We start from the raw sequence: 16,882 nt of genomic DNA on the forward strand, positions 1-16,882 counted from the left end.
TGCCGCGCCCGCCCGCCGTGGGGATGGGGAGCGGGCGGGCGCGGCCGGTGTTGCGGCGGGATGGAAGACTGCCGCGGGTGACGGTGACTGACACGGCCAGCGGTTCGCTCTTCGGGCTGGCGTACGGCGACGCGCTCGGCAAGCCGACCGAGTTCCGCAGATACGACCAGATCACGGCCGAGTACGGGCGCGGCGGGCCGCGCGAGCTGCCGGAACCGGCCCTGGTCACCGACGATACCCAGATGGCGCTGGCGGTCGGCTGGGCGCTGCGCGAGGCCTCGGCGCCCACGCCCGAGGCGCTGGAGCCGCTGCTGCGGGCGCGTTTCCTGGCCTGGGCCAAGAGCCCGGAGAACAACCGTGCGCCCGGCATGACCTGCCTCAACGCCTGCGCCAACCTGGCCACGGGCATGCCCTGGCAGCGCGCCACGGTCGCCGGGTCCAAGGGCTGCGGGGCGAACATGCGGGTCACCCCGGTCGGCCTGGTGCCGGAGTACGACCTCGACACCCTCGCCGGGATCGCGCAGCTCCAGGCGGGCCTGACCCACGGGCACCCGACGGGGCTGGCCGCGGCCGAGCTGACCGCGCTCGCGGTACGGCTGCCCCGCGACGGCGCGGCCCTGGCCGACCTGCCCGGCCTGCTCCGCGAGCGCTGCGCCGAGCAGCGCACCGTGTACCGCGCGGACTGGCTCGGCGACCTGTGGCAGCGGCCGGGCGTGACCAGCCCGGAGGAGTTCATCGCGCGCGGCTGGGACGAGTGCGCCGACGTGCTGGACACGCTGCTCGCGGCGCTGCGCAGGCCGGACTCCGGCGGCGACGTGTGCCGGGAGACGGGCGAGGGCTGGATCGCGGAGGAGGCGCTGGCCTCGGCGCTGCTGGCGGCGCTGCGGCACCCCGACGACCCGGTGGCCGCGCTGGGCCGGGCGGCCGCGACGAGCGGCGACTCGGACTCGATCGCGTGCCTGGCGGGCGCGTTCCACGGCGCGGCGTCGGGCATGGCGATCTGGCCCGCGAGCTGGGCGGACCGCATCGAGTACGCCGACCAGCTCGCCACGCTGGGCGCCGCCTGGGACTGACGTCGGCGGTGTCGGGGGTGCCGGTTACCGTGCACGGGTGACCAGTGAGGTAACCGACAAGGTCCGGACGCGATACGCCGAGCTCGTGGCCGGGATCAACGACGCCCAGCACCGCTACTACGTCGACGACGCGCCGACGCTGTCCGACGCCGCCTACGACCAGCTCATGCACGAGCTGGAGGCGCTGGAGCTGGAGTTTCCCGAGCTGGTCTCGCAGGACTCGCCGACGCAGCGGGTGGGCGCGGGCGAGTGGCTCGGCTTCGCCGCCGTGGACCACGCCGAGCGCATGCTCAGCCTCGACAACGCGTTCAACGACGACCAGCTCGCGGCCTGGGCCACCCGGGTGGAGCGGGACGCGGGCGCACCGGTGCGCTACCTGTGCGAGCTGAAGATCGACGGCCTCGCGGTCAACCTGACCTACGAGAAGGGCCGGCTGACCCGGGGCGCGACCCGCGGCGACGGCCGCACGGGCGAGGACGTCACCGCCAACGTGCGCCGCATCAAGGGCATCCCGCACAAGCTGGCCGGGGACAACCCGCCGGACCTGGTGGAGATCCGCGGTGAGATCTACTTTCCGGCGCAGGCGTTCGCCGACCTCAACGCCGCCCAGGTCGAGGCGGGCGAGCGGACGTACGTCAACCCCCGCAACGCGGCCTCGGGCTCGCTGCGGCAGAAGGACCCGTCGATCACCGCCCGGCGCGCGCTGGAGCTGATCGTGCACGGCATCGGGGCGCGCACCGGCTTCGAGCCGGCCAGCCAGTCCGACGCGTACGCACAGCTCAAGGCCTGGGGCCTGCCGACCAGCCCGCGCTGGAAGGTGGTCGACTCGCTGGACGAGGTGAAGGCCTACATCGCGGAGTACCAGGCGCACCGGCACGACCTGGAGCACGACATCGACGGCGTCGTGGTGAAGGTCGACGACGTGGCCGAGCAGCAGAAGCTGGGCAGCACGAGCCGCGCGCCGCGCTGGGCGATCGCGTTCAAGTACCCGCCCGAGGAGGTCAACACCAAGCTGCTCGACATCATCGTCGAGGTCGGCCGGACGGGCCGTGCCACGCCCGCCGCGGTCCTCGACCCGGTCTTCGTGGGCGGTGTCACCGTCGCCCGCGCGACCCTGCACAACCAGCGGGAAGTGGCTCGCAAGGGCGTCAAGATCGGCGACACGGTCGTGATCCGGCGAGCGGGCGACGTGATCCCTGAGATCCTCGGTCCGGTCGAGGCGCTGCGTGATGGTTCAGAACGCGACTGGTCCATGCCCGCTAACTGCCCCTCGTGCGGGACGACGCTGGCCCCCGCCAAGGAGGCCGACGTCGATCTGCGCTGCCCGAACACCAGGTATTGCAAGGCCCAGCTGGTGGAGCGGATCACCTACCTCGGCGGCCGCGACGGCTTCGACATCGAGGGTATGGGCACGAAGGCCGCGATCGCCCTGGTCGAGGATAAGGTCGTGACCGACGAGGGTGATCTGTTCGCCCTGGACGAGAAGCAGCTCGCAAGCTCCCCGTTCTTCCTGAAGAAGGACGGCACGCTGTCCACCAACGCGGGCAAGCTGCTGGCCAACCTGGAGAAGGCCAAGCAGCAGCAGCTGTGGCGGGTGCTCACCTCGCTGTCCATCCGGCACGTCGGGCCCACCGCGGCGCGGGCGCTCGCCGACCACTTCAACGACGTCGAGAAGATCGCGACCGCCTCGGTCGAGCAGATGTCGGTGGTCGAGGACGTCGGCGGCACCATCGCCGAGGCGGTGCGCGAATGGTTCGCCGAGGACTGGCACCGCGAGGTGGTCGAGAAGTGGCGGGCCGCGGGCGTACGCATGGACCAGGAGCCCGTCGCCGACACCGGCCCGAAGCCGCTGGACGGCCTGACCGTCGTGGTCACCGGCACGCTGGAGGGTTTCACCCGGGACGAGGCGGCCGAGCGGCTCACCGCGCTCGGCGCGAAGGTCTCCGGCTCGGTGTCGAAGAAGACCGCTTTCGTGGTGGTCGGCGAGAGCGCCGGGTCCAAGCTGGACAAGGCGCTGTCGCTGGGCGTGCCCACGCTCGACGAGCCGGGCTTCACCGTGCTGCTGGAGGAGGGCCCGGAGGCCGCGAAGGCGTACTCCGACGCGCGACGGGAAAATGCCTAGACAGCTGATCTAGGGTCGTCCCCGATGACGACTTTTACGAACGATCTCGACATCCGCCCGCTGCGCACCGGCGAGGAGGACCTGTTTCTGGACTTTCCCCACCCCCCGACGCCGGGGGTGGGGCTGGAGTCCCGCCGCTCCTGGGCCGACACGCTCGCAGACGGTTACTACCGTCCCGAGTGGAGCTGGGTGGCCCGGCGCGGCGGGCGGACCGTCGCCCGCTGCGCGTTCTGGGGTATGCCCGATGAGGACCACCCGTTCAGCCTCGACTGGTTCGAACTGGGCAAGGAGCCGGACCGGCTGGCGGTCGGGGCCGCGCTGCTGACGGCGGCGCTGCGGGAGCTGCGCACCGCCGAGGGCGCCCGCCCGGAGTACCACATCTTCCTGCCGCCGGGCTGGCGGGAGCTGGACGGCGTACGCGAGGCCACCGAGGACCGGCTGGCCGCCGCGGCCGCCGCCGGGTATCAGCCGTTCATCGAGCGCTTCAACTACACCTGGACCACCGCCGACGGGGTGCCGGAGCGCTCCACGCGGCTGATGTTCCGCGAGGTGGACGATGCCGAGGCGACGGCTATCTGCCGGGCCGCGGCGCAGGGCTCGCTGGACGGGTACACCGGCCGGGACGTGGCCCGGCACGGGCTCGACGAGGCGGCACGCATCATGGTCGAGGACCTGACCGACATGCCGTCCCCCCGCGAGTGGTGGCGCGCCGCGTACACGCCGGACGGTGCGCAGGTCGGCCTGATCGTGCCGGCCCGCAACCCCGCGCGCGCCGTGGTCGGCTACATCGCGGTGGTGCCGGCGCAGCGCGGTCGCGGCTACGTCGACGACCTGCTGGCCGAGACGACGGCGATGCTGGTGGCGGAGGGCGCCGAGGAGATCGGCGCGGACACCGATCTGGGCAACCGGCCGATGGCGGCGGCGTTCGCGCGCGCCGGTTACCGCAACACCGCGATCCGGATGGTGCTCCAGTGAGGACGCACAGAGTTATATACGCGTAGTTGCATGGTTCTTACGATGCGTGACCGTAGAAAAGGTCAAACAATCACATCTTCGTCACACGCCAACGCGGAGAGTGGTCTCGGGCGTTTTCGGGCTTAGAGTGAAGTGACCAGCCGCGATATGGGCGGCGCGGTCGCGCGTCCAACGGCCTCGGGAAGGTGTCCATGGCGGCCACACCCCATGCACTGCAGGCACATCGCAACCGGGTGCCCGCGGAGCGGCGGCGGCCGTTCGGCGCGTTCGTCATCGCCGTCACGGTGCTGGCGGCGGCGTTCACTGTGCGTGACCTCGCCGGCCTGCCCGACGTGCTGGCTCAGGCCAGCCTCGGCTTCTGGCTGCTCACCGTGCTCGCCGTCGCGGGCGACGCGCTGCCCGTGACGCTGCCCGGCCGGTGGAACACCGCGGCGATCTACCCGTCGATCTGCTTCACCTTCGCCATCATGATCGACGCCGGGCTGGCCGCCGCGGTGGTGGTGCAGGGCCTCGCGGTGGCGGTGTCCTCGCTGCGGCTGCGGCACGCGTTGTGGCGGGCCGTGTTCAACCTCGGCCAGTACGCGCTGGCGTTCGGCGTCGCGTACGTCACGCTGCGCCTGATCAGCGGCGACGCCGCGCCGGGCCTGCTGGCGCTGGTCGCCTCGGCCACCGCGTGGTTCGCGGTGAAATACCTGACCACCGCGTGCGCGATCTGGCTGCGCGACGGCGGCCCGCTGCTGCCGATCATCATGGGACCGCTGGCCAACGAGGCGCTGAGCACCGGCGCCCTGCTCATGCTCGGCCCGGTCATCGCCGCACAGACCGAGGTCGCCCCGCAGCTGATCCTGGTGCTGGTGCTGCCGCTGCTCGCGGTGCGCCGGCTGTCCATCATCACCGCCGAGCAGCGCCACCTCGCCAACATCGACACCCTCACCGGTCTGGCCAACCGCAAGGCGCTCATCGGGGAGGTGTCCGCCGCGGTCGCCGGGCACGCCCAGCGCGCCGTGCAGGGCGACGCCCGCTGCCGGTTCGGCCTGCTGCTGCTGGACCTCGACCGGTTCAAGCACGTCAACGACTCGCTCGGGCACGAGGTCGGCGACCGGCTGCTCATCGCGGTCGGCGACCGGCTGGACCGGGTGGTGCGCGAGGGCGACCTGGTCGCGCGGCTCGGCGGCGACGAATTCGCCGTGGTGGCCAAGCGCCTCGACGGGGCCGACGAGGCGCGCGAGCTGGCCGAGCGGATCGAGCAGGCGCTGATCAACCCCGTGGTGCTGGACGGGATGCCGCTGGACGTCAGCGGCTCCATCGGCATCGCGCTCTACCCCGACCACGGCACCGACTTCGCCACCCTGCTCCGCCACGCGGACGTGGCCATGTACACCGCCAAGCACAACGGGGACGGGATCGCCGTCTACCACCCCGACGCCGACCACAACTCGCCGCAGCGGCTAAGCCTGCTCGCCGACCTGCGTGCCATGCTCGGCCGCTCCGACAAGGGCGGGCTGCGGCTGTACTACCAGCCCCAGGTCGAGATCGCCACGGGCGGCGTGGTCGGCGTGGAGGCGCTGCTGCGCTGGCAGCACCCCACCCGCGGGCCGGTCAGCCCCGACGAGCTGATCCGGGTCGCCGAGCCCAGCTCGGTGATGCGCCTGCTCACCGCCTGGGTGATCGAGGAGGCGATGGTCCAGCTCGCCAAGTGGGACGCCGCCGGGCTCGAGGTCCGCATGGCGGTCAACGTCAGCGTGCGGGACCTGCACACCGGCGCCATCGTCGAGCAGATCGAGGACCTGCTGCGCCGCTACGGGCTGGCGCCGTGCCGCCTCCAGCTGGAGATCACCGAGAGCGCGCTGATGGCCGACCCGCACCGGGTGCTCGCCACGCTGACCCGGCTGCAGCTGCTCGGCGTCGGCATCGCGCTGGACGACTTCGGCACCGGATACTCGTCCCTGCAGCACCTGCGCCGCCTGCCGCTGTCCGAGGTGAAGATCGACCGCTCGTTCGTGCTGTCCATGGCCGACGACCCGGACGACCTGGTGATCGTACGGTCGATCATCGAACTGGCCGCGGCGCTCGGGCTGCGCGTGGTCGCCGAGGGCGTCGAGGACGAGCGCGCCTGGCGCCTGCTCCAGTCCGCCGGCTGCGAGATCGCCCAGGGCTGGTTCTACGCCCGCCCGCTGCCCCCCGACGAGCTCGCCGACTGGCTCTCCCGCACCACCCTCCCCGCCCTCTCCTGACCCCGCTTGCCCGCGCGGCCGTCCCCAAGATCCGCCGACTTGCCTGGCACCTGGGCGTATCTTGGGCGCGCATTCGCCCATGTGCCTGGCAAGTCGAGCGATCTTGGGACGGATCGCGCGGGCAAGCGGCGCGCAGGGGCGCTGCGAATGACGCCCGGGGTGACAAATAGACTCGCTACGGGCGCGGAGTGGGTGCCATCCTCCGTGCTGTCCGAGTTCGCCGCTACGTCTAGGGGGCAGTCATGGCCGCCATCTCCCGCGAGGAGGTCGCGCACCTCGCGCGCCTGTCGCGGCTCGCCGTCACGGATCAGGAGCTGGACCGCTTCGCCGGCCAGCTGGACGTGATCCTGCAGTCGGTGGCGCGGGTCGGTGAGGTCGCCGCGGACGACATCCCGCCGACGTCGCACTCGGTGCCGCTGGTCAACGTGCTGCGCGAGGACGTCATCGTGCCCGGCCTGACCACCGCCGAGGCGCTGTCGGGCGCGCCGGACGCCGCCGAGGACCGGTTCCGCGTCCCCCAGATCCTTGCGGATGAGGAGTGACCCCGATGAGTGATCTGATCAAGCTGTCCGCGGCCGCCCTGGGCGAGAAGATCGCCTCCGGCGAGGTCTCCGCGGAGGAGGTCACCCGCGCCCACCTGGACCGCATCGCCGAGGTCGACGGCCGGGTGCACGCGTTCCTGCACGTGGACGACGAGGGCGCGGTCGAGGCGGCGCGGGCCGTGGACGCCAGGCGCGCGGCGGGGGAGAAGCTCGGCCCGCTGGCCGGCGTGCCGATCGCGATCAAGGACGTCATCGCGACCCGGGGCATCCCGACCACCGCGGCCTCGAAGATCCTGGAGGGCTGGCGGCCGCCGTACGACGCGACCGTGATGACCCGGATCCGCGAGGCGGGCATGGTCATGCTCGGCAAGACCAACATGGACGAGTTCGCCATGGGCTCGTCGACGGAGTACTCGGCGTACGGCCCGACGTACAACCCGTGGGACCTGACCCGCATCCCGGGCGGCTCGGGCGGCGGCTCGGCCGCGTCGCTGGCCGCGTACGAGGCCCCGCTGGCCATCGGCACCGACACCGGCGGCTCGATCCGCCAGCCGGGCGCCGTCACCGGCACCGTGGGCGCGAAGCCGACCTACGGCGGCACCTCCCGCTACGGCCTGATCGCCTTCTCGTCCTCGCTGGACACGCCCGGCCCGTGCGCGCGCACCGTGCTCGACGCGGCGCTGCTGCACGAGGTCATCGCCGGTCACGACCCGCGCGACTCGACGTCGATCCCGATGCCGGTGCCGGACGTGGTGGCCGCGGCCCGCCAGGGCGCGAGTGGTGACCTGACCGGCGTACGCGTCGGCCTGGTCAAGGAGTTCAGCGGCGAGGGCGCCGAGCCCGGCGTCATGGCGGTGTTCCGCGACACCGTGGAGGCGCTGACCAAGCTGGGCGCCGAGGTCGTCGAGGTGTCCTGCCCGCACTTCCAGTACGCGCTGCCCGCGTACTACCTGATCGCGCCCAGCGAGTGCTCGTCGAACCTGGCCCGCTTCGACGGCGTCCGGTTCGGCCTGCGCACCGGCGACGACGGCAAGAACTCCCTGGAGGAGGTCATGTCGCTGACCCGCGAGGCGGGCTTCGGCGACGAGGTGAAGCGGCGCATCATCATCGGCACGTACGCGCTGTCGTCGGGCTACTACGACGCCTACTACGGCCAGGCGCAGAAGGTGCGCACGCTGATCACGAACGACTTCACGAAGGCGTTCGAGCAGGTCGACGTGCTGGTCTCGCCGACCACCCCGTTCACCGCGTTCGAGCTGGGCGCACGCACGGCCGACCCGTACCAGATGTACCTGGCCGACCTGTACACCATCCCGACGAACCTGTACGGCGGCCCCGGCATCTCGGTGCCGGCCGGCCTGTCCGACGGGCTGCCGGTGGGCCTGCAGGTGATGGCGCCGACCATGGCCGACGACCGGATGTACCGGATCGCCGCCGCGGTCGAGTCGACGGTGGGCACGTTCCCCCCGCCCGCACTCTGAACAGCTGAAACGGCGAACGGCGTCCCCGGTGCGGGGGCGCCGTTCGCCGTCCCTGAGGAGGCGGGACGGGTCTAGGAGGCGGCTCCCTTCAGCCGCGGGTAGAGCAGGCCGGCCAGCACGGCGCCGAGCGCGCCGGAGACGGCGTACACCCACATGTCGGACCAGTCGGCCGCGCCGCCGGCCAGGGTGAGCGCCAGCTCGGGGCCGAAGGTGCGGGCGAAGTTGAGCGAGGCGCTGGTGACCGCGGCGATGGCGAGCGTGCCGCCCGCGTACGCCAGGCCCAGGCTGATGCCGGAGCGCTCGCCGTCACCGGCCGCGAACATGACGCAGGCCAGCACGAACACGGCCAGCGCCTCGGCGACGATCGCCGCGACCAGGCCCATGCCGGAGCTCGCCGACTCGGCGAGCCGGTTGGCGCCGAGGCCGCCCTGCACGCCGTTCTCGCCGTAGCAGAGCCACATCAGCAGACCGCCGGCGAAGCCGCCGACCAGCTGCGCCACGATGATCACGGCCGCGCCCGCCCAGTCCAGGCTGCCGCGGACCGCGGCGGCGAGGGTGAGCCAGGGGTTGAAGTGCCCGCCGAAGATCCACGCGGCGGCGGCCGCGGCGATCATCAGGCCGACCGCGCCCGCGAGCAGCGGGCCGCCGCCGACGAGCAGGGCACCGACCCCGAAGAAGACCAGAACCGCTGTGCCGAGGACCTCGGCGGTGAGGCGGGACAGCGTTGCGGAACCCATCATGCACCTCCCTGTGCATCGATGAGGGGAAGAACGTCGCGCGCAAACCGGCAGGTCGGACAGGGGTGACCGGTCGGGCGAGCGGCGTTCTCAGGGTGCATTCAGGATCGGCCGGAAATGATCGCCGCACAACGACGAATGAATGAATAGGGCATCGTTCGATCAGCTCATGTTGTGACGTACGCCACTCTTCTTGTCATGATCGATGGTCGTGCGCGCCGGATAACCCGGTGTAGGCTGAGCGGGGCGGGCTACTAGGCTGGTGGTTGTTTTGTCCGGCGGCGTCGCGGCGCCCACCCAAGCAGCCTGGAGCGAGGAGATGAGCACTCACGTGCTGCCCACCTTCGACGAGGTGACCTCCCGATACGAGCCGGTCATCGGCCTGGAGACGCACGTCGAGCTGGGCACCCAGACGAAGATGTTCTGCGGCTGCCCCACCGTCTTCGGCGCCGACCCGAACACCCAGGTCTGCCCGGTCTGCCTGGGCCTGCCCGGCAGCCTGCCGGTGGCCAACCGGGCCGCGATCGAGGCGACGATCCGCATCGGACTAGCGCTCAACTGCACCATCGCCACCTGGTGTCGCTTCGCCCGGAAGAACTACTTCTACCCGGACATGCCGAAGAACTTCCAGATCAGCCAGTACGACGAGCCGCTGTGCACCGACGGCTACCTCGACGTCGAGGTGGACGGCGAGCTGGTGCGCATCGGCATCGAGCGGGTGCACCTGGAGGAGGACACCGGCAAGACGCTGCACGTCGGCGGCGCCACCGGCCGCATCCACGGCGCGACCGAGTCGCTGGTCGACTACAACCGGGCCGGCATCCCGCTCGTCGAGATCGTCACCAAGCCGGTGCCCGGCATCGGCGCGCGCGCCCCCGAGGTCGCCAAGGCGTACGTGGCCGAGCTGCGCGACGTCATCCGCACCCTGGGCGTCTCGGATGTGCGCATGGAGCAGGGCTCGATGCGCTGCGACGTCAACACCTCGCTGAACAAGCCGGGTGAGGAGTGGGGCACCCGCACCGAGACCAAGAACGTGAACTCGCTGCGCAGCGTCGAGCGCGCGGTCCGCTCGGAGATGCTGCGCCAGGCTGCCGTGCTCGACGCGGGTGGCACCATCACGCAGGAGACGCGGCACTTCCACGAGGACACCGGCGACACCACGTCCGGCCGCTCCAAGGAGACCGCGACCGACTACCGCTACTTCCCCGAGCCCGACCTGGTGCCGCTGGCGCCCGAGCCGGCCTGGGTCGAGCAGCTCAAGGCGGCCCTGCCGGAGCTGCCCCGGGTGCACCGGCAGCGGCTCAAGGCCGAGTGGAACCTGTCCGACCTGGACATGCAGTCCATCCTCAACGCGGGCGCGGTCGAGCTGATCGAGCGCACCGTCGCCGCGGGCGCCTCGCCCGAGGCGGCCCGCAAGTGGTGGCTGGGCGAGCTGTCCCGCAAGGCCAACGCCGACGGCGTCGAGCTGGAGTCGGTCGGCGCCACTCCGGCACAGGTCGCGCAGCTGCAGAGCCTGGTCGAGTCGGGCAAGCTCACCGACAAGCTGGCCCGCCAGGTGCTGGAGGGCGTGCTGGCCGGCGAGGGCGACCCGGCGCAGATCATGGCCGCCCGCGGCCTGGAGGTCGTCTCCGACACCGGCGCGCTGACCGCCGCCATCGACGAGGCCATCGCCGCCAACCCCGCGGTCGCCGACAAGATCCGGGCCGGCAACCAGGCCGCCGCCGGCGTCATCATCGGCGCGGTCATGAAGACCACCAAGGGCCAGGCCGACGCCAAGACCGTCCGCGAACTGGTCCTCGCCCGCCTCAGCTGAACCCCAAGGAAGGGCACCTTCTTAACGGTTTCCGTAGAAGAAGGTGCCCTTCTTAACGTGTGCGGCTCGGCGCGGGGCGGGGCGAGGGGCCGGGCTGGGCGGCGGGGCTGGTCGAGGGGTCCTCGACCACGTGCCGCGACAGCGCCACCTCCGCCAGACCGGTGCCGCCGACGGTGATGTCGTCGTACGCCATCAGCGCGCGGTCGTCGTCGAAGTAGAGCACCGACATGGTCAGCGGGGTCGGCTTGTCGCCCTCCAGGCCGCGCAGCCCGGCCCCGCCCGTCGAACCCTGCACCATCAGCATGGTCTGGTCGTCGCCGAGCTTGCGCACCTCGCGGTGGTGCAGGTGCCCGGCGAGCACGACGGGGGCGTATCCGGCCAGCGGCCCGGCCGACGTCGGATCGTGCACCAGGGCCAGGTCCACCATGTCGCCCGGCTCCTTGCCGATGGTGTCGGCGAGCCGGTCGCCGATGCCGATCACCCGCTCCAGGGTCGCCTTCGACTGACCCTCGCCGGACGGCTCCTGCTCCTTGTCGGGGGTGAACCGCGGGTCGCCGATCCCGGCGATGGTCAGCCCGGCGACGTTCACCACCTTGTTGTCCAGCACGATCGCGTTCGGCTGCGCGGCGACGGCCGCCTCGGTCACCGGCGAGTCGTGGTTGCCGCGGATGTACACGTACGGCACCTTCAGCAGCGCGATCGAGGCGACGAACGCCTTCTCCGGCTCGCTGCCCCAGTCGGTGATGTCGCCGGTGTCGACGACCACGTCGATGTGGAAGTTGTCCACCACGGTCCGGATCACGCCCCACGCCGCCGGGTTCAGGTGCAGGTCGGAAACGTGCAGCACACGCAGGTTGTCGTCCTCGGGGGAGTACACGGGCAGGTTCTGCACGGTGGCGTACAGGTTGCCGACGTTGCTCACCAGCTTCTGCAGCTGCGCGGCGTACTCGTCGTAGCGGTCGGCGATGCGCTGCGCGTTGCCCATCACCGACGGCGCGTTGGCCAGCAGTCCCTCGTAGCGCGGCTCGCGCAGGGCGCCCGGGTTGAACGTGCCGAACGCCGCCCCGAACGCGCTCGTCATCACCGCCAGCGCCAGCCCGCCGGACCAGGCGACCCGGGTCATGCGCCGGTACACCAGCGCGGCCAGCAGCATCGCGGCCAGCACGGCGACGGCGGTGGTGCGCAGCACGAGCCGGGTCACCCCGGCGCGCACGTCGTCGACGGCGGTACGGCTGGCCGCGGTGATGCCCGCCGGGTCGGTGATCAGGGCTTCGGTGCGGGCCCGGTCCAGCGCGTCCAGGCGCACCATCAGCCGGGCCGGGCCGTCGTGACTGTCCAGTTGCAGCGAGCCCAGCGGCGGGAGCACCACCTCGGTGTCGCCGTACAGCGACGGGGTGACCGCCATGGTGGCCCGGAACGGCCCGACGTCCACACCGGTCGCGCCGCACAGGTACAGACCGAGCGCAAGACCCGCCACGGACACGGCGAACACGCCCGTCGCGGCGCCGATACGCCGCCACGGAATGCGCCCGGACCACGCCGGTGGCCGGACCCACCGCGCCAACCGAGTCATCGCCCCATCATGCCCGCCGTCACGCTGGAGCGAGGGTGATGGCAAGAATCCGATCATCGGAGTCGGCCGGGTCCCCGCGCCCGTCATGGTTGCTGGTCAGCACCCACACCGTGCCGTCGGGCGCGGTGTGCGCGTCGCGCAGGCGGCCGTACTCGCCGGTCAGCGCCGCAACAGGCTTGCCGTGCAGCACGCCGTCCGCCCCCGCGGGCAGCAGCCACAGCCGCTCGCCGCGCAGGCAGGCCGCGACCAGCACGTCACCGGCCATCGCCGCGCCGGAGCAGGACGCCTCGTCGGTGGGCCAGGCCGCGACCGGGTCGACGTACGCGCCCTCGCCCGCCGCGCCCTCCACCTCGGGCCAGCCGTAGTTCTTGCCGGGCTCGATGCGGTTGACCTCGTCCCAGGTGTTCTGGCCGAACTCGGTGGCCCACAGGTGGCCGCCGGAGTCCCACGCGATGCCCTGCACGTTGCGGTGGCCGTACGACCAGACCAGCGTGCCGTACGGGTTGCCCGGCGCGGGCTTGCCGTCCGGCGTCATGCGCAGGATCTTCCCGCCTAGGCTCTTCAGGTCCTGCGAGTTGCCGCGGGTGGCCGCGTCGCCGGTGGTGGCGTAGAGGTAGCCGTCGGGGCCGAAGGCGAGCCGGCCGCCGTTGTGGATGCCGGAGATCGGGATGCCGGTGACGATCGGCTCCGGCCGCCCGCCCGGCTTCCAGCGCGCGACCCGGTTGTCGTCCTCGGTGGTGTAGTACAGGAAGACCGTCTGGTCCTGCGCGTACGACGGCGACGCCGCGATGCCGAGCAGACCGCCCTCGCCGTTGGCGTCGGCCTCGCGGATCACGCCGACCTCCGTCACGCTCGGCTTCGGCCCGGGGGAGACCTTCACCACGCGGCGGCTGTCGCGTTCGGTGACCAGCGCCGAGCCGTCGGGCAGGAACGCCACGCCCCACGGCGCGCGCAGCCCGGTGACCAGCGTCTTCACGTCGGTGACCCGGGGGCTGAGCGCGGGCGAGCCGGACGGCTGCGCGGACGGGGGAGGCGGCGGCTGGGTGGCCACCCGGTCCGGACCCTCGGCCGAGCAGGCCGCGGTGAAGGCGAGCGCGGTGACCGCGGCGGCCAGTCCGGTGCGAACCCGGTGCGAGGACATGCGATCCAGCCTAACGCCGTGGGATGTGCTCAACTACTGCCTCGATTCTCTCAACCTGGGCCCGGTAAACCGCGTCGGGAAGGGCGACGGAAGGAGGAGCCGTATGGCGGAGGACGGGTTCCGCGAGTTCGTGCAGTTGCGCTACGGCGAGCTGCTGCGCACGGCGTACCTGCTCACCGGCTCGACCCACGCCGCCGAGGATCTCGTGCAGTCGGCGCTGCTGAAGGCGTACCGGCGCTGGGACCTGGTGGACGATCCGATGGCGTACCTGCGCCGGGCGCTGGTCAATCAGCGCACCAGCGTGTGGCGGCGGATCGGCTCCCGCGAGCTGCTCACCGGCGTGCTGCCGGAACGGGGGAGAGCAGACGGGAGCGCCGCGTACGTGGAGCGGGACGAGCTGCTCACCGCGTTGGCGAAGCTGCCGGTGCGCATGCGGGCGGTGCTGGTGCTGCGGTACTGGGAGGACATGTCCGAAGCGGACACCGCCGCGGTGATGGGGTGCTCGGTGGGTTCGGTGAAGTCACAGGCCAGCCGCGGGCTGGCCAGATTGCGGGAGGTGCTGCGCCCGGAGCCCCGGCGCGCGGGCGACGTCATGGAGGTGATCGCATGAGCGAGCGTGACCTGATCGACGGGCTGGCCAGGCTGGCCGGACCGGTGGTGCCGGGCGAGGACCCGTACGCCCGCCTGATGGCGCGGCACCGGCGCGCCCGGCGTAACCGCGCCGCGGGCTGGAGCGCCGCCGCGGTGCTGGCCGCGGTGGCGGCGCTGCTCGGCCCGATCGGCATCCGGGGCGGGGCGTTCCCGGTGCTCGGCGGCCCGTCCGGCACCCCGTCGGCCCCGGCCGACCTGCCGCCGGGGCAGCCGCTGACGCCGTGGGTGACGCGGCTGCTGGAGTCGCCCACGCGCGGCCCGCTGGCCGCGGACACCGCCTTCGTGGAGCGGCTGACCGCCCTGCTGGCGTCGCGGCGGATCGAGGCGGTGCCCGGCGGGCACATCAAGGTTCTCTTCGTCGGGGACGTGGGGGACAGCCGGATCGTGCTGGCCGCCCGGCGCAACGGCACCCACTACGTCGGGGTCAGCATCTTCGACCGGCGCGGCGCGACCGCCGACGAGCTGGCCGCCGCGGCCACCGAGCAGCGTCAGGAAGGCAGCTCGGTGATCGTGTCGATGCAGGGGTTCGCGCCCTTCGCGACGGCGACCAAGCAGGTGCCCAACGCGGTGGGCGCCGACTGGGAGACGGCGGGCATCGTGCCGCTGGGCTGCCGGATCGACGCCGCGGACGCCTACCGCGAGCCCGTCACCTGGCGCCCGGTGCCGGGCGGCGACTACATCGCGAGCACGGCCGCCGGCGAGTGGTATCGGGTCACCTGCGACGGCACCGTCGTCTACCAGGGTCCCGGCACCGGCGGCGTGGGGCTGCGCGCGGCGCGGACCCTCTCCGAGAGCGAGCTCGACGCGGCGCTCGCGCACTGCCGCGGCGAGGCGGATCGCACTGTCGCGGCCCGGCTGTTGCGCGAGCCGTGGCTCGACAACGCCGTCGGCAGCCCGCGCCTGCTCTACCTGGGCCGGATCGCGAGCGGTCCCCAGGAGAGCGCGGCCATCGGCATCGCGGTCACCCCTACCGAACACGGCCGGTGGCTGCTCAGCACCCTGTCCGACAACGTGGGCAGCAGCGGCTGGAGCACCGACGCGGACCTGGGCGCAGCGGACGCGGTGATCGCGGTGGAGAAGCGCTGGGAGCGCGCGGACGACGGCCCGTGGCTGGTGCAGCCGGACGGCCCGCCCGCGGCCGAGCCGGTGCCGTTTCTGGTCCTCGCGCCGCGCACCGCGCGCACGATCCAGGTGCTCGACGCCGCGGGCAAGGTGACGGCCTCGGCGCCGCTCACCGACGGCGTGGGCACGGTGCACCTGGACCGGCCGATGCGGCTGCGGGCCCTGGATGCCTCCGGCGCGGTGGTCGGCACGGGCCGCGCCCCGCTCCCGCAGTCGAACCCGGGCCCGGAAGCGCACCCCCGCGTCCCCCAGATCACCGACTGGTCCTGACAAGGAAGGGCACCTTCTTATCGCTTTCCGTATAGGAAGGTGCCCTTCTTAACCCGTGGACGAGACCGTCGCGATGCGGCGGAGGAGATCAGCAACCGCTAGCGTGGGGGCGTGCGGATGTGGATCGCCCATGAGGCCGGACGTGACCTGCTGGACCCGCTGCCCTCGGGCGTCGAGCTGGCGGTGCTGCCCCGCCCCGACGCCCCGCTGCCCGGTGATCCGGCGGAGGTCGAGTTCTGGGTGCCGCCGTTCCTGAGCAGCGGCGACGTCGTCGGGCTGGCCGAGCGCATGACCTCGCTGAAGGTGGTGCAGCTGATCACCGCGGGCGCGGACGCCTGGGTGGGCCGCCTGCCCGCACACGTGACGCTATGCGACGCGCGCGGCGTGCACGACTCGCACACCGCCGAGTGGGTGGTCGGCGCGATCCTCGCCTCGCTGCGCCGCTTCGACCACTTCGCCCGCGCGCAGGCCGCGCACCGGTGGGCGTACGCCGAGGTCACGCCGACCGACGAGCTGGGCGGCAAGCGGGTGCTCATCGTCGGCGCGGGCTCCATCGGCGCGGCCGTCGCGGCCCGGCTGGCCCCGTTCGAGGTCGATCTGGCGTACGTCGCCCGCACCGCCCGCGACGGCGTGCACGGCGTCGACGAGCTGCCCCGGCTGCTGCCGCAGGCCGACATCGTGGTGCTGCTGGTGCCGCTGACGCCGCAGACCCGCGGCCTGGTCGACGCGGGCTTCCTGGCCGCCATGGCCGACGGGGCGCTGCTGGTCAACGCCGCGCGCGGCCCGGTCGCCGACACCGCCGCGCTGACCAAGGAGCTGACCTCCGGCCGGATCAGCGCCGCGCTCGACGTGACCGACCCCGAGCCGCTGCCCGCCGGGCACCCGCTGTGGGACCTGCCCAACGTCCTGATCACGCCGCACGTGGCCGGCTCGGTCCGCGGCCTGCTGCCGCGCGCGTACCGCCTCGTCCGCCGCCAGCTCGACCGCTACCTCGCCGGCGAACCCCTCGACAACCAGGTCCACGACGGCTACTGACCCGCCCCCCGGCCCGTTGAGGGCTGCAGTCTCGGGGAAAGTGCGGCCACCGGGTGCCGCGGGCTGCAGTTTCGGGGAAAGTGCGGGCACAGGACGCCGCGAGGCTGCAGTTT

The 16,882-nt window shown here is 72.6% G+C and carries 13 protein-coding genes; 10 read left to right on the top strand and 3 right to left on the bottom strand.

Annotation, left to right across the window (positions count from 1 at the left end):
• The first annotated feature begins 23 nt into the window (after positions 1-23).
• The 6 genes from CS0771_RS11280 to gatA all read left to right on the top strand — a co-directional run bounded on the left by CS0771_RS11280 (position 24) and on the right by gatA (position 8,427).
• The gene (locus CS0771_RS11280) at positions 24-1,073 is read left to right on the top strand and encodes an ADP-ribosylglycohydrolase family protein (protein WP_371821568.1); all 1,050 of its coding nucleotides are present in this window, start codon (positions 24-26) and stop codon (positions 1,071-1,073) included.
• Between the two features lie 37 nt (positions 1,074-1,110).
• Positions 1,111-3,195: an NAD-dependent DNA ligase LigA gene (ligA, locus tag CS0771_RS11285; RefSeq protein ID WP_212840935.1), complete on the top strand. Its 2,085-nt coding sequence runs from the start codon at positions 1,111-1,113 to the stop codon at positions 3,193-3,195.
• Between the two features lie 24 nt (positions 3,196-3,219).
• Entirely contained in the window at positions 3,220-4,170 is a 951-nt protein-coding gene (locus CS0771_RS11290; RefSeq protein ID WP_212840936.1) for a GNAT family N-acetyltransferase, read from the top strand.
• A 191-nt stretch (positions 4,171-4,361) separates the two neighbouring features.
• The gene (locus CS0771_RS11295; RefSeq protein WP_212840937.1) at positions 4,362-6,404 is read left to right on the top strand and encodes a bifunctional diguanylate cyclase/phosphodiesterase; all 2,043 of its coding nucleotides are present in this window, start codon (positions 4,362-4,364) and stop codon (positions 6,402-6,404) included.
• A gap of 242 nt (positions 6,405-6,646) precedes the next feature.
• Entirely contained in the window at positions 6,647-6,946 is a 300-nt protein-coding gene (gene gatC, locus CS0771_RS11300) for an Asp-tRNA(Asn)/Glu-tRNA(Gln) amidotransferase subunit GatC (RefSeq protein ID WP_203750969.1), read from the top strand.
• A 5-nt stretch (positions 6,947-6,951) separates the two neighbouring features.
• The gene (gene gatA / locus CS0771_RS11305) at positions 6,952-8,427 is read left to right on the top strand and encodes an Asp-tRNA(Asn)/Glu-tRNA(Gln) amidotransferase subunit GatA (RefSeq protein WP_212840938.1); all 1,476 of its coding nucleotides are present in this window, start codon (positions 6,952-6,954) and stop codon (positions 8,425-8,427) included.
• 71 nt (positions 8,428-8,498) lie between these two features.
• Here the strand turns inward: gatA and CS0771_RS11310 are convergent, their stop codons facing one another.
• The gene (locus CS0771_RS11310) at positions 8,499-9,164 is read right to left on the bottom strand and encodes an MIP/aquaporin family protein (RefSeq protein WP_212840939.1); all 666 of its coding nucleotides are present in this window, start codon (positions 9,162-9,164) and stop codon (positions 8,499-8,501) included.
• 319 nt (positions 9,165-9,483) lie between these two features.
• Between CS0771_RS11310 and gatB the strand changes: the two genes are divergently transcribed.
• Complete coding sequence (gene gatB, locus CS0771_RS11315) at positions 9,484-10,977, top strand: Asp-tRNA(Asn)/Glu-tRNA(Gln) amidotransferase subunit GatB (RefSeq protein WP_212840940.1); 1,494 nt, start codon at positions 9,484-9,486, stop codon at positions 10,975-10,977.
• 52 nt (positions 10,978-11,029) lie between these two features.
• On the opposite strand, the gene CS0771_RS11320 is transcribed toward gatB, so the two are convergent.
• Positions 11,030-12,550, bottom strand: coding sequence for a metallophosphoesterase (locus CS0771_RS11320; RefSeq protein WP_212840941.1), 1,521 nt, complete (start codon positions 12,548-12,550; stop codon positions 11,030-11,032).
• Positions 12,551-12,569: 19 nt separating this feature from the next.
• The gene (locus CS0771_RS11325) at positions 12,570-13,691 is read right to left on the bottom strand and encodes a sorbosone dehydrogenase family protein (RefSeq protein WP_212840942.1); all 1,122 of its coding nucleotides are present in this window, start codon (positions 13,689-13,691) and stop codon (positions 12,570-12,572) included.
• A gap of 103 nt (positions 13,692-13,794) precedes the next feature.
• Between CS0771_RS11325 and CS0771_RS11330 the strand changes: the two genes are divergently transcribed.
• The 3 genes from CS0771_RS11330 (at position 13,795) to CS0771_RS11340 (ending at position 16,769) form a co-directional block, all read left to right on the top strand.
• A complete protein-coding gene (locus CS0771_RS11330; protein WP_212840943.1) occupies positions 13,795-14,301 on the top strand; it encodes a SigE family RNA polymerase sigma factor in 507 nt (168 codons plus the stop codon).
• Positions 14,298-15,734, top strand: a complete 1,437-nt coding sequence (locus CS0771_RS11335) for a hypothetical protein (RefSeq protein ID WP_212840944.1) — start codon at positions 14,298-14,300, stop codon at positions 15,732-15,734. The genes CS0771_RS11330 and CS0771_RS11335 overlap by 4 nt, the downstream gene beginning before the upstream one ends.
• A gap of 111 nt (positions 15,735-15,845) precedes the next feature.
• A complete protein-coding gene (locus tag CS0771_RS11340; RefSeq protein WP_212840945.1) occupies positions 15,846-16,769 on the top strand; it encodes a 2-hydroxyacid dehydrogenase in 924 nt (307 codons plus the stop codon).
• Positions 16,770-16,882 lie beyond the last annotated feature (113 nt).

The organism is Catellatospora sp. IY07-71 (genome assembly GCF_018326265.1).
Classification (GTDB): Bacteria; Actinomycetota; Actinomycetes; order Mycobacteriales; family Micromonosporaceae; genus Catellatospora.

What these genes read in the sequence shown, in the direction of transcription:
- CS0771_RS11295 (WP_212840937.1), top strand. Translation starts at nt 4,362, where the DNA reads ATGGCGGCCACACCCCATGCACTGCAGGCACATCGCAACCGGGTGCCC.
- gatC (WP_203750969.1), top strand. Translation starts at nt 6,647, where the DNA reads ATGGCCGCCATCTCCCGCGAGGAGGTCGCGCACCTCGCGCGCCTGTCG.
- gatA (WP_212840938.1), top strand. Translation starts at nt 6,952, where the DNA reads ATGAGTGATCTGATCAAGCTGTCCGCGGCCGCCCTGGGCGAGAAGATC.
- CS0771_RS11310 (WP_212840939.1), bottom strand. Translation starts at nt 9,164, where the DNA reads ATGGGTTCCGCAACGCTGTCCCGCCTCACCGCCGAGGTCCTCGGCACA.
- CS0771_RS11290 (WP_212840936.1), top strand. Translation starts at nt 3,220, where the DNA reads ATGACGACTTTTACGAACGATCTCGACATCCGCCCGCTGCGCACCGGC.
- CS0771_RS11335 (WP_212840944.1), top strand. Translation starts at nt 14,298, where the DNA reads ATGAGCGAGCGTGACCTGATCGACGGGCTGGCCAGGCTGGCCGGACCG.
- gatB (WP_212840940.1), top strand. Translation starts at nt 9,484, where the DNA reads ATGAGCACTCACGTGCTGCCCACCTTCGACGAGGTGACCTCCCGATAC.
- CS0771_RS11325 (WP_212840942.1), bottom strand. Translation starts at nt 13,691, where the DNA reads ATGTCCTCGCACCGGGTTCGCACCGGACTGGCCGCCGCGGTCACCGCG.
- CS0771_RS11320 (WP_212840941.1), bottom strand. Translation starts at nt 12,550, where the DNA reads ATGACTCGGTTGGCGCGGTGGGTCCGGCCACCGGCGTGGTCCGGGCGC.
- CS0771_RS11280 (WP_371821568.1), top strand. Translation starts at nt 24, where the DNA reads ATGGGGAGCGGGCGGGCGCGGCCGGTGTTGCGGCGGGATGGAAGACTG.
- CS0771_RS11330 (WP_212840943.1), top strand. Translation starts at nt 13,795, where the DNA reads ATGGCGGAGGACGGGTTCCGCGAGTTCGTGCAGTTGCGCTACGGCGAG.